The organism is Pseudomonas sp. R3-57, from assembly GCF_051132065.1.
GTDB lineage: Bacteria > Pseudomonadota > Gammaproteobacteria > Pseudomonadales > Pseudomonadaceae > Aquipseudomonas.
On record NZ_CP071655.1, the window covers coordinates 3,041,103 to 3,055,362 of the forward strand.

Genomic DNA, 14,260 nt, shown 5'->3' on the forward strand with positions numbered 1-14,260 from the left:
TTATTGGTTTTGTAGACGCCGGGGAGGGCGGGTTTCATCTTCCGCCCCTTCCCCTGTGGCGCGTTGGCGTCTATCTTGGGCGCGGCTGGTGAATCCATCTATCCACTTTAAGCAGCACCCAAGCGCACCAAAAGAGTGCGCAAGGTCACCTCATGACAACGTGCAATCCGCTTCAGGTTCAAGCCTTCAACACCGCCGATGTGGCCGAGCAAGTGCGTGCCACACCGGGTTGGGTCCAGCATTACCAACAGATGTCGCCGGGGCATTTCGCCGGGCAGATCCGCTATCTCGATTTGCAGGGCGTCGAGGTCTACGAAGAGCAGATGAATACCCGGGTCGAGCAGAATTTCAGCGCGCCATCGGGTGCCCTGGCGTTTTGTTTCGACCGCAGTGACAACGCGCTCTACCTGCTCAACGAAGAGAGCCGCAACATCTGGATCACCCCGGAGAATTACCAGGAAATCGCCGTGGTGTTCGGCCCGGCATTCGTCCGTGAGCATGGGCTGGATGTAGCAAAACTCGATGGACTGTTCATGGCGCCGCTGACCTGCGGACAGAACGCCTTGTTCAGCCGCTGGTTAAGCTCGACGCTCACCAAGTTGTCGCAAGCCATTGATATCGAAAGCAAAGAGGCGCTGACTCAGCAGCTGTTGGAAGACTGTCTGTTCATCCTCGACAACGCGCAGGCGCGCCTCGATCGCAGCGGCCTGCAACGGCGCGGCGAAGAACGGCTGATCATGAAACGCGTGGGGGAGTGGGCGGCTGATTCGCCGGAAGATGCGCTCAATCTGCTCGAGCTGGCGCAGGTGGCGGGGGTATCGCTGCGGCAATTGCAACAGGCCTTCAAGGCCTACACGGGGATGACGCCAAGCCACTGGTTGCGCTTGCGTCGGTTGAACAGCGCGCACCGCGAACTGCGCAGGCGCCGGCCGACGGAGACCACCGTGGCCGAAGTGGCAATGCACTGGTCGTTCTGGCATCTGGGGCGGTTTTCCAGCAGCTATCGGGCGCTGTTCAAAGAGCTGCCGAGCGAGACGCTCAAGCGCGGCTGACGTGGGGGCGGCCTAGTCGGCCCTGACCAGTTTGAAGGAAATCGACAACGACTTTTTTATCGATTGCGCCATGGGTTTCTCGATCTGTTCGTGAATCAACCACGACACACCGATCATGAATGCCACCGTGCCCCAGAGCAGCAGGTGCGGATCAATCGCCGGGTAGGCGATGTTGAAGATCATGAAACCGATCATCTGATGCAGCAGGTACAGCGGGTAAGTCAGTACGCCCAGCGCTGTCCAGTTCCAGCGTTGCAGAACGGACATGCGATTGGTCGCGATCAACAGGAAAATCACGAAAAACAGCACCACCACCGCGCAGATGATCAGCGGGTCGTAGTCGGTGGCATATTTGCTCTCGATCGATGCGGCCCACACCACCGAAGTGAACAACGCCAGCGCCAGTGCCCCCGCCAGCAGCAGAATCCGCGTGGATGTAAAACCCTTGGCCCAGGCCAGGTAGAACGTCGCCCCGGCGATGAACCAGGCCGCGTAGTCGGTGATCAGCATCGAGCGCAGCTTTTCGAATTGCAGTACCTCGGCGACGGCGGAGATCAGCAGCCAGACGACCATGCACGGCTCGATCCGGTCGATTTTCTTCAAGGCCAGCAGTACGGAAATCATCAGGTAGAACTTGATCTCGACGAACAGCGACCAGTACACGCCGTCAATGGGCTCGACATTGAGCATCTCGCTGAGAAAGGCCATGTTGACCACGTATTGATAAAAATCAGCACTGAATCTTGGCTGGCCAACAGCGAGAGTGACCAGAAAGGTGATCGTGCAGCACACCCAGAAAGCCGGGCAGAGGCGCACCACACGGGAGATGAAAAACACTTTGAGGTTGTTGCTGGAGGCGGTCATCAGAATCACGAAGCCGCTGATCATGAAAAACAGCTCGACCCCCAGATAGCCGTACTTGGCCGGCTCAGCCAGCAGCGGGTAGGGCATCGCCGACATATCGCCCTTGGCATAGCCGCGAAACGCATAGTGAAAGAACACCACGGCCAGGGCCGCGAGAAAACGCAATAAATCCAGTTCCTTGAGCCGTCGATTGTTCATGTAGATGCGCTCCGGACTGATCAGCGCTGATCAAAAACTGACGACTCTGTCGAACAGGATTCGACCCAAGGCGCAAGCTGAAACAGCAGTGGCGGTTCATGGCGTGCTCCCGGCCTGGGACAGCGATGAACGGCGTTGCCACATCTTGATGTAGTCGACTTCGAACGTTGAGGGGAGGTCAGCATCGTCAACCACGCCGAACCATGACCACATGGCCTCGCTGTCGAAGACGATTTCCATCGGGAAGAAGAAGTGTTTGTTGCGCGATTCGCGCACCAGCACGCCATCGACATACCAGCGCAGCGTGTCGGGCTGCCAGTCGAAGCCGTAAACATGGAAGTCATCGGCCAGCCGCCAGGGGCTGACCCAGATGCTGCCATCGGCGATGTGCTCGGTGCTTTGCGGCGTGGCCCAGAGGTGGGCGTTCATGTGGTACGAACGGTCCAGCTTGCCGTCCTTGGTCTTGCCGGCGATTTCGAAAATGTCGATTTCGGTGGCATTGTCGGCCATCCCCGTCCACGCCAGCCAGAACGCGCTGGAACCGGCGGAATTCATCGGTTTCGCCCGCGTTTCGTAATAGCCGAACAAGCCTTTCTCGAGGGTGCGGACCATGGCGGAGGTGTAATCCTTAAAACCCAGTTTCACGTACTTTTCTGGCAAGGTTTCCTTGCGAAAGACGATGTTCAGGTTGCCATTGCTGACGCTGGCGTTTTTCTCGGTGTAGAGCGCCGGTTTGCGACCGAGCGATTCGTTACCGACGCCGTGATTGACGTGCCAGCGCGTGCGGTCGAGAGTGCTGCCGTTGAATTCGTCGGACAGTTTGTCGTTGAGCACCCACTGCCCGCTGTTGGCCTGATCGGACAGCGGCAGATTGTTGTTCGTCCGGTTCGGTACAGCGCCGAGCGGGCCGACCCGGGTCCAGGTATCAGCGATCGTCGGGACAGGCACGGTCCAGCGGTCTGCGAGGTACTGAAAGACTTGCTGGCGTTCGGCGAGCGAGGCAAACGCACGGTCATAGACCAGCACTTCGGCGATGTCGCCGCGAAAGTTGTCCGCTGTGCCTACGGCGTTACGGCCGATGCCATACGGGCCAATCGGCACATCGTAAAGCTCCAGCACCGAAACGTTGATCGCATACGCCGTGGCGTCGCGCAGGCTGATGGCGAAATTCGGCAACACGTTATCGTTGTTGGCGGTTTGTGGGCGTGAACTGAACAAGCGTTGCCAGGCATCCGCCCCGGCTTGTTCTGCCGTACGCCGGGACACGACCAGTACCGTCACCGGACCTTTGGCGCTGCGGATGGCTTTGCCGAGCAAACCCGTCACACCATTGAAGCGCACCACAGCACGACCATTCACCGCGTCCGGCAGCCACTGAGGCGCCGCGCTTGGATTGTCGGCGCTGGCATCATGGCCGCTGGCGGATTTGTCCTTCCAGCGCAGCACGCGGTTCTGCTCATCGAGCTGCACGCTTTGCGTATCAGCCGCGTCCAGCCACAGCACCAGTCCGGCGGCGGGAACACCGGGCGGCGCTGGCGCGGCGTTGCCGGCCAGGGCGAACCCCAGCAGCCAGAGAAAAAGCACGCCATGAAGCTTCATCGGGCCACACTCAATGCCGGGATCTTGAAGGAAGACTGATAGCCCTGCGGATTGCACGACTGCCAGCGCCAGGCATCGACGATCATCTGTTGCAGGTCGCGCTGCGCGGTCCAGCCCAGTTCCCGCCCGGCCTTGCCCGGGTCGGCAAACATTTTGGCAACGTCACCTGCACGGCGCGGGGCAAAGCGATAGGGGATGGCGATGCCGGTGATGTCTTCGAAACTGTGAATGATCTGCAACACGCTGTAACCCACGCCAGTGCCGAGGTTCCACACATCGATGCCGCTGGTTTGCTGCAACTTCAGCAGGGCCTTGAGGTGACCAATAGCAAGATCGACCACGTGGATGTAATCGCGCACGCACGTGCCGTCGACGGTCGGATAATCGCTGCCAAACACCGTCAGTTCGGGAATCCGGCCAATGGCGACCTGGGTCAGGCAGGGCAACAGGTTGTTCGGCCGGCCGCTGGGATCTTCGCCGATCATGCCGCTCTCGTGGGCACCGATCGGGTTGAAATAGCGCAACAGGGCGATGCTCCAGCGCGGATCGGAATGGCACAGATCGGTGAGCAATTGCTCGATCATCAGCTTGCTCCGGCCGTAGGGATTGACTGGTTTGCCGGTGCCGACGTCTTCTGAGATAGGCGTGCTCACCGGATCGCCGTACACCGTGGCCGAAGAGCTGAAGACCAGTTTGAATACCTCGTTGCGCGCCATCGCCCGGCACAGTTCCAACGTGCCGGCGACGTTGTTGGCGTAATAGTCCAACGGGTTGCTCACGCTTTCGGCCACGGATTTGAGGCTGGCGAAATGCACCACGGCGTCGATGTCGTAGCGGCCGAAGATATTGTCGAGCAAGTGCGCATCGCGAATATCGCCCCTGATGAAATCCACCCGGCTCAGGGTCAACTGCTCCAGGCGCTTGATGCACTCGCGACTGCTGTTACACAGGTTGTCGAGCACCAGCACGTGACGTCCGGCATTTATCAGGGCCAAAGCGGTATGCGAGCCGATGTAACCGGCGCCGCCAGTAATCAACGTAGTTTTACGCATGGAGGAACCTTCCTGTTTTTCGGGGACTGAATTCAGCGAGCGGTGAACACCGATTTGAATTCCTGCGGCCAGCGCGGGTGCAGGACGCTATACGCCACGGCATAGCTCAGCGCGCCAAGCGAGATGTCGCACAGCAGGTGCAGGTAGCCTTGAACGGCCAGCTGCGGCGACACCGACAACACGGTTGCGACCATCACCAGCGAGGCCAGCACGCTGCGGTAGTTGGAGTCGAAGAAGCGGCGCCAGTCGTAACCGACGGCGGCGTTGAGGCCGCGGATCTGTAGCGGCGTGATCAGCAGCATGCGCGCCAGAAGCGCCACCGCGGCGGCCATACCGCCATAGGCGCTGCCGAAGACATACACCAACAGCAGCGCCAGCATCGTGGTCAGCACCTCGGCCTTGATCGTCAAATGGCTGCGGTTGACCGCGACCAGCGCGGTGGTCGCGTACATCGCCATGTTGCCGATGGCAGCGGTGCACGCCAGCACTTGCAGCAGAGGAATCGCCTCGGCCCATTTGGCGCCGAAGATCAGCAGGATCAGATCGCTGGCCGTCAGGGCGATGCCGAGGAACAGCGGCGTCAACAGAAAGCTGCTGACCACGGTCGAGTCGCCGATGATCCCGAGCAGGCGCAGCGGCTCTGCGCTGCGCCGGGAAAACGCCGGCAGCGCATAGCTCAGCAGGCCGTTGTAGATCGCCGTGCGCGGCAGGTCGATGATGCGCATGGCCATGTTGAACATGCCGACCGCATTCGCCCCGGCCGTCATCCCCAGCACCACGTTGACGCCGCGTTGCAGGGTCTGAGAACTGAGTGCGTTGATCGCCACCGGTGTACCGGCCTTGATCAGTTCGCGCAGGAACGAACCGTCAATGTAAAAGGCGATGCGTCTCGGATCGCCGCGCATCAGCACGATGATCGATACGAATTCCATGATCAGTGCCTGAGCGATCACCGCCCAGGCGCCCAGTCCCCACAGCGCCACCGCAATACCGGCGAAACCGCCGACGATCTTGCCCAGCAAGGTGCGTGAGGCGAGCATCTTGAAGTTGCCGCTGCGGCGCATTTGCGCCACATAGACCCGCGCCATCATGGTGAACAGAATCTTCACCGAGGCCAGCGCAGTCATCCAGCGCAGCACCGGGTCGGTCGTATACAACAGCACCGCCAGCGAGATCAGCACAATCGATGCGAGGCTGACCAGCACCGCCGCCCAGAACGCCGTCGAGATGTGTTTGTCTTCCAGGCGTTCCAGGCGGACCAGCGGGTCTTCCAGCACCGAGGAGTAAATCAGCCCGACCAGCTCGACGATGGCGATGATGATCGTGCCCACACCCAGCTCGGCCGGCGACAGCAGCCGCGCATAGGCGAAGAAGGTGATCATCGACAGCAGGATCAGGCCGAATTTTTCGGTGAAGATCCAGCCGAGGGTGACGAGGCGGTGATTGGCCATGGCGGATACCGAGTCATTGAGCAGCGGTTGACGCCGGTGCCTTGAACCCGGTGCGGGCGAGGGCGTAGAGACAGCGCAAGGTCGGTTTGCCGTGATCGAAAATCAGCGTCTGCCAGGAGTATTCGAACATCCGCCGGTACACATCGAGCACCTCGGCATGATCGCCACGCCGGGAAAAGGTGTTGAGAAAATCGGTGTGATTGCCCAGCACGAAATCGATGTGTTGCTGTTTGCTCAACTGTGCGCCATAGCGCTCGAGGTACACGTCGATGAACTTCATCTTGTTCTGGTAGTGCTTTTTCGGTTGCGCGGTCATGTTGCCGTCGTTGACCGTGCGTTCGAGCAGCACCTGCGGCACCGTGTGGATTTCCCAGTGCTCGGCGATGCGCGTCCACATGAAGCGGTCTTCGCAATAACGCAGGCCGGCATCGAAGCCGCCGAGTTGCAACATCACGTCGCGTTTGACCAGCGCGGCCGACACGCCATTGAGCACGTTGGCGTGGACGAAGTCGTAGAAGTGCATGCCGCTCTTGCGCACGGCGTCCAGTTGGCGCTTGCCGTTGCTGTAATTGACCTGGGTGTAGCAATCGATCAGGCCGACCGGGCGGCCCTGCTGTTCAAGTTCGTCGTACAGCGCCAGTTGCAGCTCAAGTTTTTGCGGACGCCACTGGTCATCGGCATCGAGCATCGCCACGAAGGTTTCCTGACTGTGGTGCAAACCGGTATTGCGCGCACTGGCCTGGCCGGCGTTGGCCTGCTGCAACAGGGTCAGGCGAAACGGCGCGGCGAAGTCCCGGACCCGTTGCGGCCCGTCATCGGTGGAGCCATCGTCAATGACGATGACATGATCGGGCAGACGGGTCTGCTCGGCCAGCGAGGTCAGCGTCTGCTCGATGCTGTCGACGCCGTTGTACATCGGGATCAGAACGCAAACGGTAGGCGGGGCTTGGTTTGTCACGGCAGCTTCTCCTTGGGTTACGCCTTGGCGGAATCAGGCGCAAATGCCCGGTCAGCCTGACGCTGGCGCGGGTTCGCCGGTTTGAACGCGGGGAGCATCACCAGTTGATGCCGGAAGGACAGGGCGAGGGTGCAGAACACCAGGAATTCGGCGGAACGGTAGTTGGGAATCACGTACGCCACGTAGTTGGTCACGGCGAACAGGCCGATGATCACCAGCGCACTGGCGCGCAGCTGCGCCGTGTGGTTGGCCGTGACGGCGCGGTACTGTTTGAGCAGCGCTTCGCCGAACAGCAGAAGCAGTGCGCTCAACTGGATCACACCGCCGTTGAGCAGGGTTTCCATGTAGCCGCTGTGGGCGTTGCCGATGTAGCCCCAGCGGGTGATGAACGCATCGGCATCGGGGCTGGCCCAGAAGGCGCCAAAGCCATAACCCTTGAGCCATTGCTGTTCGACGAAGGGCGCAAGCAGTTCCCAGATCAGCGTGCGGTCGGTCAGCGACGGGTCGCGACCAGCAATTTCCAGCAGCCAGGCGACATGGTTGTAGAGCAACAGGCCCGCCAGCAGAAACAGCACCGTGCAGGCGAAAAACAGCCACTGCGAGCGGTGGATGCGCAGACGTATCAGCGTGAGGAAATACCCGTAGCTGACCGTGCCGAACACCACCAGGGCGACGCCGGTCGCCGATTGCGCGAGCAAAATCGCCACCAGCGAACACAACGCACAGAACAGCGCCCAGCGGTTGCGCTGACGGATCATCGGCAGCAACAACAGGATCGCCACGGCGTTAAGCCGCGCCCCGGCATTTTTTTCGGCAAAGATCCCCTTGAAAGCGCCGTCGCGGATGCCCCCGGAGAGGAACGCCACGTCAGGCATGACCACCGCAAGAATCAGCCCGATGAACGCCGCGGCGCCGATCGCACAACCGAGCATGAACACGATCTTTTCAAGCGGGTAGTTCCAGGCAATGAAACCAGCAAAGAACACCACGCCGAGCAGCGCGATCACCCGTTTCAGGCTGAGCATCGGGTCGTGGGACCAGCCGATCGAGGCGATCACACAGAGCAGGAACAGCAGCAGAAAGAAGTTGCTGCGGTAGAAGGTTTTGCTCAGGAACACCTTGTTGCGGATGAAGAAAAACAACGGCACCACCAGCGTCAGCAGTCCGCAGACCTGATTGGCGACGCTGCCTTCGAGGTCCTTGTCGACATCGCCGAAGCTGAACCCGCCGCCGAGACCGAGGATGAAGGTGATCACCTGGATGTAAAACAGCACGCCGAACAGGGCGAAGCCGTCACGCAAGGTCGAATATCGGATCGTCAGGGTGCTCATGATGCGGCGCTCCCGAGCATCGCTGTCAGGTAGGTCTGCAAGGCGCGGGTATTGGCGAACCGGGCCGCCGCCTCAAGCCGGGTATGCCGCTTGAAGTGGCGCGGTGTGTTGAGTTGCAGAACGATTGCCTGCGCCAGGGCGGGCGCGTCATCGACCTCGACCAGCGGCGCCACCAGACCATTGATAAGAATTTCTGCCGGGCCGTGGGGGCAGCGAGTCGCGACCACCGGCGTGCCCGTGGCCAAGGCCTCGACCAGCGCATTCGGGCTGCCTTCGAAGCGTGACGACAGGACAAAACAATCGGCGGCGGCCACTTCTGCCAGCGGATCGACGGTGTAACCCGGCAGATCGACACGCTCGGCAACGCCCAGATTGCGGGCCTGTTCAAGCAACTGCTCGCGCAGCGCACCCTCGCCAAAGATGATCAGACGCACGTTGGTATCGGGTAGCGCGGCCAACGCGCTGATCAACGTGTCGAAACCTTTTTGCCGGGCCAGACGGCCCACGGCAACGATTACCGCGCCGGACTTTTCCAGCAGCCAGCGATGGCTGGGCCGGCCTGGGCGCTTTTTGTAGAAGTCGTCGTCAAGCACCGGGTTGTCGGCAGTGGTCACGTCCTGGCGGCGGGCGATGGTGGTATCGACCAGATCTTGGGCGACGCCTTTCGACACGCAGATCACCGGATTGGGAATCAGCCGATACAGCAGCGGCGCCGCGCTGTAGGCCAGCCGCACCATGAAGGCAGGATTAACGTGTTTGTCGTGGGAAAACGCATTGCGTTCGCTGACGTGCAGACGGGACAGCGTGCCGGACAGCAGCGCGGCGGCGATGGCCACGACGTTGACGTGGGTCAGTGCCGCCAATTGCGCATCGAAGCGATTGGCGCGCAGGAACCGCGCCAGTGCCGGAATCGCGCGAACGCTGCGCGGGCTGTGCAACTCGACAGTCTTGACGCGTGGGTCGAGGTACTTCGCGTTGATGCCGCCCCCGGTGAGCAGGAGCAAGGTTACGTCGTTGCCCGCGTCGACCAGCGCACCGGCCAGGCGCGTCATCATTTTCTCGGCGCCGCCGGCGCTGAGGTCGTGGAGGATGATGAGGAATTTTTTCATTGATTCCATACCTGGTAATACGCCTGAGCCGCGTGCTGGCTGGTGTACGGGCGCAGGGCTTCGGTCAGGGTCTGTTCGTGGGGCATCGCGTCATCGCGGGAGGTCAAGCTCTGCAGCATTCCCTCAGCCAGTGCCGGCACGTCGTTGACCTTCACCAGCAGGCCGAGCTGGCCGTTGTCCAGCAGTTCTCTGGGCCCGGTTTCGCAGTCGCTGGCCAGCACCGGCGTGCCCAGTGCCAGCGCCTCGATCAGCACGGTCGGCATGCCTTCGTGGGTCGAGCTGAGAATGAACAGCCGCGCGTTTCTGAGCAACGGATAGGGGTTGCTCAGGTAGCCGGTGAAGTGCACCCGTCGCGCGATACCCAGGCGTTGCGCCTGCGCTTTGAGTGCATCGCGCATCGGCCCGTCGCCGGCAATGACCAGGTCCGGCAACGTGCGCTGTTGCAAGGCCAGGGCGTAGGCGTCGAGCAACAAATCAAAGCCTTTCTGCTGCGTCAGTCGTCCCAGGCCCAACCAGTAAGCTTCAGGCAGCCCGGCGAGCAATGGCGCCCGTGAGGCCAGGAACAGTTGTTCGGTGATCACCGCGTTCGGGCAAAAACTGATGCGCTTGCGGCCCCACGGCAACCCGCCGACCAGCGACTGGCGCAACGCCGTGGACACCGTGACCACTTTGCCGCTGCCGCACAGGTACAAGGCGTACAGCAGGCGCAGGCTCGAAGGATTGGTTTTCTGTTCTTTGCAATCGAGGGCAATGTGGCGGCTGTAGATGACTTTGCAGGCACTGCCCCGCGTGGCGAACCAGGTGCAGACGTTGGCCTGCTCCTTGGCGGAAATCAGGTGGGTCACCTGCTCGTCACGAATCAGCCGGCGCAACAGCACGATCGAGCGGAGCAGGCCGGCGATGCCGTTGCCGCCGCCGCTGTGGTGGCGTTGATTGCCTTCGGTGTCCGGGGTTTCGCCGTTCATGACGAAGAAACTCACGCGCCGGCCATCCTTGAGGAACTGCTCGGACAGGCGTTGCTGCACGCGTTCGACGCCGCCGCCAGATTTGAAATCCTTGAGAATGAACAGAATGTGCATGGTCACTCCCCGACACTGATGGCGACTTTGCGCCGTGCAAGCAGGGCCAGCAGGTGCAAAAAGTTGCTCGGGTAATCGATGAGGTAGCGTTTGATCGTGTGCGGCTCGCGGTACATGCGATAGAACGCGCGCAAGTGCAGGCGATTGATCAGCGCCGGGTAGTATTGCCGCGAGGCCAGCGCTTCCTGACGGATGAAACCGCCACAGGTGAACGCGACGCCCTGAAAACCTGCGCGCAGCACGTCCTGTTCAAACTGTTCCTGCAGGCCGGCGCCGAGGCCGACAATCAGAATGTTCGCTTCGCTGCGGCAGATGTCGGCGTGCAGCGCCTCGGCCTCGGCGGCGTTGAAATAGCCGTTGTGGTAACCGGCGATGCTCAGCCGCGGATAGAGGGTCTGGATCTTGCGCATGAACAGCTCAAGTTCGCCTTGCCGGGCGCCAACGAAGTAAACCCGCTTGCCCAACCGCTCGGCACCGCCCAGTACCTGGTCGGCGATCGAGGTGAAGTCGAAGCTGACCCGGCCAATGGTTCTGCCGGTCACTCGCGACATGAACGAAGACATCAGCATGCCGTCGCAAAAATACGTGATCGCGCCCGAGCGCTGCGCGAACACGCTGCTGATCGAAGCAAAGTTGATGAACGAATAGGCCTGATTGGCCTCGAGCAATTGTGGCGAGTAGTGCCCGACCAGTTCGAGTTTCAACATGGCGCGGCTCCCGTCAGTTCACGGCGGGGGTCTGGCGACCCACCGACACATAGGTGAAGCCGCGTTTGCTCAACCGCTGCGGATCGAACAGATTGCGCCCGTCGAAAATCAGCGGTTGCTTGAGCCGCGCGCTGAGCACGTCAAAGTCCGGCGCGCGAAACGCCTGCCACTCGGTGACGATGATCAGCGCGTCGGCATTTTTCAGTGCCGCTTCCTTGGTGCCGGTCAGGGTCAGGTCATCGCGCGAGCCATAAATGCGCTGCGCCTCTTCCATGGCTTTCGGATCGAAAGCTTGCACGTTGGCGCCGGCGCGCCACAGCGCTTCCATCAACACGCGGCTGGGTGCTTCGCGCATGTCGTCGGTGTTGGGCTTGAAGCTCAACCCCCAGAGGGCAAAGGTCTTGCCGCTCAGGTGGCCGTCGAAGTGATTGAAAATCTTGCTGTAAAGCGTGGTTTTCTGTTCCTGGTTGCGCGCCTCGACGGCTTTGAGCACGCGCGCATCGAAGTCAACGCTGGTGGCGGCGTGGATCAGCGCCTTCACATCTTTGGGGAAACATGAACCGCCGTACCCCGGGCCGGGGTAGATGAATTGATAGCCGATGCGCGGGTCCGAGCCGATGCCATGGCGGACCTTCTCGATGTCAGCGCCGAGGCTTTCGGCGAGGCAGGCCATTTCGTTCATGAAGCTGATCTTGGTCGCCAGCATGCAGTTGGCGGCGTACTTGGTCAGCTCGGCGCTGCGCACGTCCATGACGAGGATTTTTTCGCGGTTGCGATTGAACGGCTCATACAGTTCCCGCATGACTTCTTCGGCACGCGCACTGTCGGTGCCGATGATGATCCGGTCCGGACGCATGCAGTCTTCGACGGCACAGCCTTCCTTGAGAAATTCCGGGTTGGACACCACGTCGAAGGTCAGATCGCTGCGGTCGTGCTCGGCCAGCACCTGTTCGATGTGAGCGCGCACCCGGTCGCCGGTGCCGACCGGCACGGTGGATTTGTCGACGATGATCTGGTGCCGGTCCATGTTCAGCGCGATGGTGTGCGCCACGCTCAACACGTATTGCAGGTCCGCCGAACCGTCTTCGTCCGGCGGAGTGCCGACCGCGATCAGCAACACATCGCCATGGTGCACGGCGTCCGCCAGGTCGGTGCCGAAGCGCAGCCGACCGCTCTGGTAATTGTCACGCACCAGGCTCTTCAGGCCCGGTTCGTAGATCGGCAGAGTGCCTTCCTTCAAGGCCTCGACCCGGGCGACGTCGACATCGACGCAGAGCACACTGTGCCCGACCTCCGCGAGTGCGGCGCCTTGGACAAGGCCAACATAACCAATACCGAATACGCTCACATTCATGGTCAAACCTCAGGTCGTCATGACCGGTTATCAACGGGCGGGCAGGGGCAGGCAGCGGTGGGGCAGGGGTCAGTAGATGTTTTTCGAGAACAGCGTGAAGGGGGTCTTGAGGAGGATTTTCAGGTCGAGCCACAGCGACCATTGATTGATGTAATTGAGGTCCTGGGCGACGCGCAGCTGCATCTTTTCCAGCGTTTCGGTTTCGCCGCGATGGCCAGTGATTTGCGCCAGCCCGGTGATGCCCGGCTTGAGTCGATGGCGGGCCATGTAGGCGCGCACCTTGCCGGTGTAATAAATGTTGTGGGTGACCGCATGGGGGCGCGGACCGACCAGCGCCATCTGCCCAAACACGACATTGAACAGCTGCGGCAATTCGTCGATGGAACTGCGCCGCAGGAAGTGGCCGATCGGCGTGAGGCGGTTGTCGTTGCGGGTGGCCTGGCGCACCTCACGGTCGTCGTGAACGTGCATCGAACGAAACTTCCACACCTTGATCACTTCGCCGTTGCAGCCGTGACGGTTTTGCTTGAACAGCACCGGGCCGGCGGAGGTCAGCTTGATCGCGGTTGCCACCGCCAACAGCAACGGGCTGAGCAACACGATCGCCAGCGCGGCGAGGCTGCGCTCGAACAGGTCCTTGCACAACAGGCTGGCCGGATGCGAGCTGATCAGGCTTTCGTTGAGGTAGATGGCCGGCATCCGCTCGATTTCCGAGATCGAATGATTGAGCAGGACCATGCTGCCGAAATCCGGAATCCACACCACATCGACGTTGACGTCGAGCAGGTCGATGTACAGCGCTTCGATGGTGGCGGCATGGGCCATGTTCAGCACGATGTACACGCGGCGCACTTCAAGGCGCGCGATGATCTCGCGGATCGCGTCGACACGGCCGAGCAGCGGCAGAATGCTGGGCGCGGGGCCGCTGTCATCGGCAGCGGCAACGAAACCCAGCACCAGCGCGCGATTTGGCGTGGAGAGTTTTTTCGCCAGCTCATGCGCGGTAGGGCAGGTGCCGATGATCACCGAGCGGCGCTCGTTGCAGATCTTGCGCGAGTACAGCCGGGCCAGGTAATGCAGGGGCAGAAAACTCGCCGCCTGAACCACGAAACCCAACACCGCCCAGAGGATGATCACCTGGCGTGAATAGATCGCGCTGGTCTGCGTGACGAAGGCAATCGCCGCCAGCACCGCCAGCAGAATCAACCAGCCGGCCAGCAGTCTGCCGAGCCCGACCACCAGGCCATAGCGTTTGTGGTACACGCGCATCACGCTGTAGATCGGCACAGAGCCGAGCACGGCCAGAATGATCAGGATGCGATATTCGCTGGTCAGGTAGCCGACGCGCCAATACACCAGCAGCACCAGCAACGAGGTGGCCAACAGCATTGCGCACGACCACTGACCCCAGAAGGTCAGGCCGCGGCGTTGCGTCATATGAGCGGTATAGAGCGGAGTCATGGGCTTGACCTCAAGGCAGCAGTAATGCGTCAGCGCTGAGCGAGC

General features: G+C 61.2%; 12 protein-coding genes. 1 reads left to right on the top strand and 11 read right to left on the bottom strand.

Annotation, left to right across the window (positions count from 1 at the left end; translation table 11 throughout):
• The first annotated feature begins 152 nt into the window (after window positions 1–152).
• The gene (locus J3P93_RS13720) at window positions 153–1,052 is read left to right on the top strand and encodes a helix-turn-helix domain-containing protein (protein ID WP_434598237.1); all 900 of its coding nucleotides are present in this window, start codon (window positions 153–155) and stop codon (window positions 1,050–1,052) included.
• A 12-nt stretch (window positions 1,053–1,064) separates the two neighbouring features.
• On the opposite strand, the gene J3P93_RS13725 is transcribed toward J3P93_RS13720, so the two are convergent.
• The 11 genes from J3P93_RS13725 to J3P93_RS13775 form a co-directional block, all read right to left on the bottom strand.
• Window positions 1,065–2,114 (bottom strand): acyltransferase family protein, encoded by a 1,050-nt coding sequence (locus J3P93_RS13725; protein WP_434598239.1) that lies wholly within the window; start codon window positions 2,112–2,114, stop codon window positions 1,065–1,067.
• Window positions 2,115–2,210: 96 nt separating this feature from the next.
• Window positions 2,211–3,713: a family 16 glycosylhydrolase gene (locus J3P93_RS13730; protein ID WP_434598241.1), complete on the bottom strand. Its 1,503-nt coding sequence runs from the start codon at window positions 3,711–3,713 to the stop codon at window positions 2,211–2,213.
• Entirely contained in the window at window positions 3,710–4,765 is a 1,056-nt protein-coding gene (galE, locus tag J3P93_RS13735; protein WP_434598243.1) for a UDP-glucose 4-epimerase GalE, read from the bottom strand. Before galE ends, J3P93_RS13730 begins: the two co-directional genes overlap by 4 nt.
• 32 nt (window positions 4,766–4,797) lie before the next feature.
• Window positions 4,798–6,216: an oligosaccharide flippase family protein gene (locus J3P93_RS13740; RefSeq protein ID WP_434598245.1), complete on the bottom strand. Its 1,419-nt coding sequence runs from the start codon at window positions 6,214–6,216 to the stop codon at window positions 4,798–4,800.
• A gap of 13 nt (window positions 6,217–6,229) precedes the next feature.
• Complete coding sequence (locus J3P93_RS13745; RefSeq protein ID WP_203418063.1) at window positions 6,230–7,174, bottom strand: glycosyltransferase family 2 protein; 945 nt, start codon at window positions 7,172–7,174, stop codon at window positions 6,230–6,232.
• A 17-nt stretch (window positions 7,175–7,191) separates the two neighbouring features.
• Window positions 7,192–8,505 carry an O-antigen ligase family protein gene (locus J3P93_RS13750; RefSeq protein WP_434598247.1) on the bottom strand — a complete coding sequence of 438 codons (1,314 nt, stop codon included), beginning with the start codon at window positions 8,503–8,505 and terminating at the stop codon, window positions 7,192–7,194.
• The gene (locus J3P93_RS13755; RefSeq protein WP_434598249.1) at window positions 8,502–9,614 is read right to left on the bottom strand and encodes a glycosyltransferase; all 1,113 of its coding nucleotides are present in this window, start codon (window positions 9,612–9,614) and stop codon (window positions 8,502–8,504) included. Before J3P93_RS13755 ends, J3P93_RS13750 begins: the two co-directional genes overlap by 4 nt.
• Window positions 9,611–10,693 (bottom strand): glycosyltransferase, encoded by a 1,083-nt coding sequence (locus J3P93_RS13760; RefSeq protein ID WP_434598251.1) that lies wholly within the window; start codon window positions 10,691–10,693, stop codon window positions 9,611–9,613. Before J3P93_RS13760 ends, J3P93_RS13755 begins: the two co-directional genes overlap by 4 nt.
• 2 nt (window positions 10,694–10,695) lie before the next feature.
• Window positions 10,696–11,400 carry a WecB/TagA/CpsF family glycosyltransferase gene (locus J3P93_RS13765; RefSeq protein ID WP_434598254.1) on the bottom strand — a complete coding sequence of 235 codons (705 nt, stop codon included), beginning with the start codon at window positions 11,398–11,400 and terminating at the stop codon, window positions 10,696–10,698.
• 13 nt (window positions 11,401–11,413) lie between these two features.
• A complete protein-coding gene (locus J3P93_RS13770; protein WP_434598256.1) occupies window positions 11,414–12,754 on the bottom strand; it encodes a UDP-glucose dehydrogenase family protein in 1,341 nt (446 codons plus the stop codon).
• A 69-nt stretch (window positions 12,755–12,823) separates the two neighbouring features.
• Entirely contained in the window at window positions 12,824–14,215 is a 1,392-nt protein-coding gene (locus tag J3P93_RS13775; protein ID WP_434598259.1) for an undecaprenyl-phosphate glucose phosphotransferase, read from the bottom strand.
• Window positions 14,216–14,260: the final 45 nt, after the last annotated feature.

What these genes read in the sequence shown, in the direction of transcription:
- J3P93_RS13720 (WP_434598237.1), top strand. Translation starts at nt 153, where the DNA reads ATGACAACGTGCAATCCGCTTCAGGTTCAAGCCTTCAACACCGCCGAT.
- J3P93_RS13725 (WP_434598239.1), bottom strand. Translation starts at nt 2,114, where the DNA reads ATGAACAATCGACGGCTCAAGGAACTGGATTTATTGCGTTTTCTCGCG.
- J3P93_RS13730 (WP_434598241.1), bottom strand. Translation starts at nt 3,713, where the DNA reads ATGAAGCTTCATGGCGTGCTTTTTCTCTGGCTGCTGGGGTTCGCCCTG.
- galE (WP_434598243.1), bottom strand. Translation starts at nt 4,765, where the DNA reads ATGCGTAAAACTACGTTGATTACTGGCGGCGCCGGTTACATCGGCTCG.
- J3P93_RS13740 (WP_434598245.1), bottom strand. Translation starts at nt 6,216, where the DNA reads ATGGCCAATCACCGCCTCGTCACCCTCGGCTGGATCTTCACCGAAAAA.
- J3P93_RS13750 (WP_434598247.1), bottom strand. Translation starts at nt 8,505, where the DNA reads ATGAGCACCCTGACGATCCGATATTCGACCTTGCGTGACGGCTTCGCC.
- J3P93_RS13755 (WP_434598249.1), bottom strand. Translation starts at nt 9,614, where the DNA reads ATGAAAAAATTCCTCATCATCCTCCACGACCTCAGCGCCGGCGGCGCC.
- J3P93_RS13760 (WP_434598251.1), bottom strand. Translation starts at nt 10,693, where the DNA reads ATGCACATTCTGTTCATTCTCAAGGATTTCAAATCTGGCGGCGGCGTC.
- J3P93_RS13765 (WP_434598254.1), bottom strand. Translation starts at nt 11,400, where the DNA reads ATGTTGAAACTCGAACTGGTCGGGCACTACTCGCCACAATTGCTCGAG.
- J3P93_RS13770 (WP_434598256.1), bottom strand. Translation starts at nt 12,754, where the DNA reads ATGAATGTGAGCGTATTCGGTATTGGTTATGTTGGCCTTGTCCAAGGC.
- J3P93_RS13775 (WP_434598259.1), bottom strand. Translation starts at nt 14,215, where the DNA reads ATGACTCCGCTCTATACCGCTCATATGACGCAACGCCGCGGCCTGACC.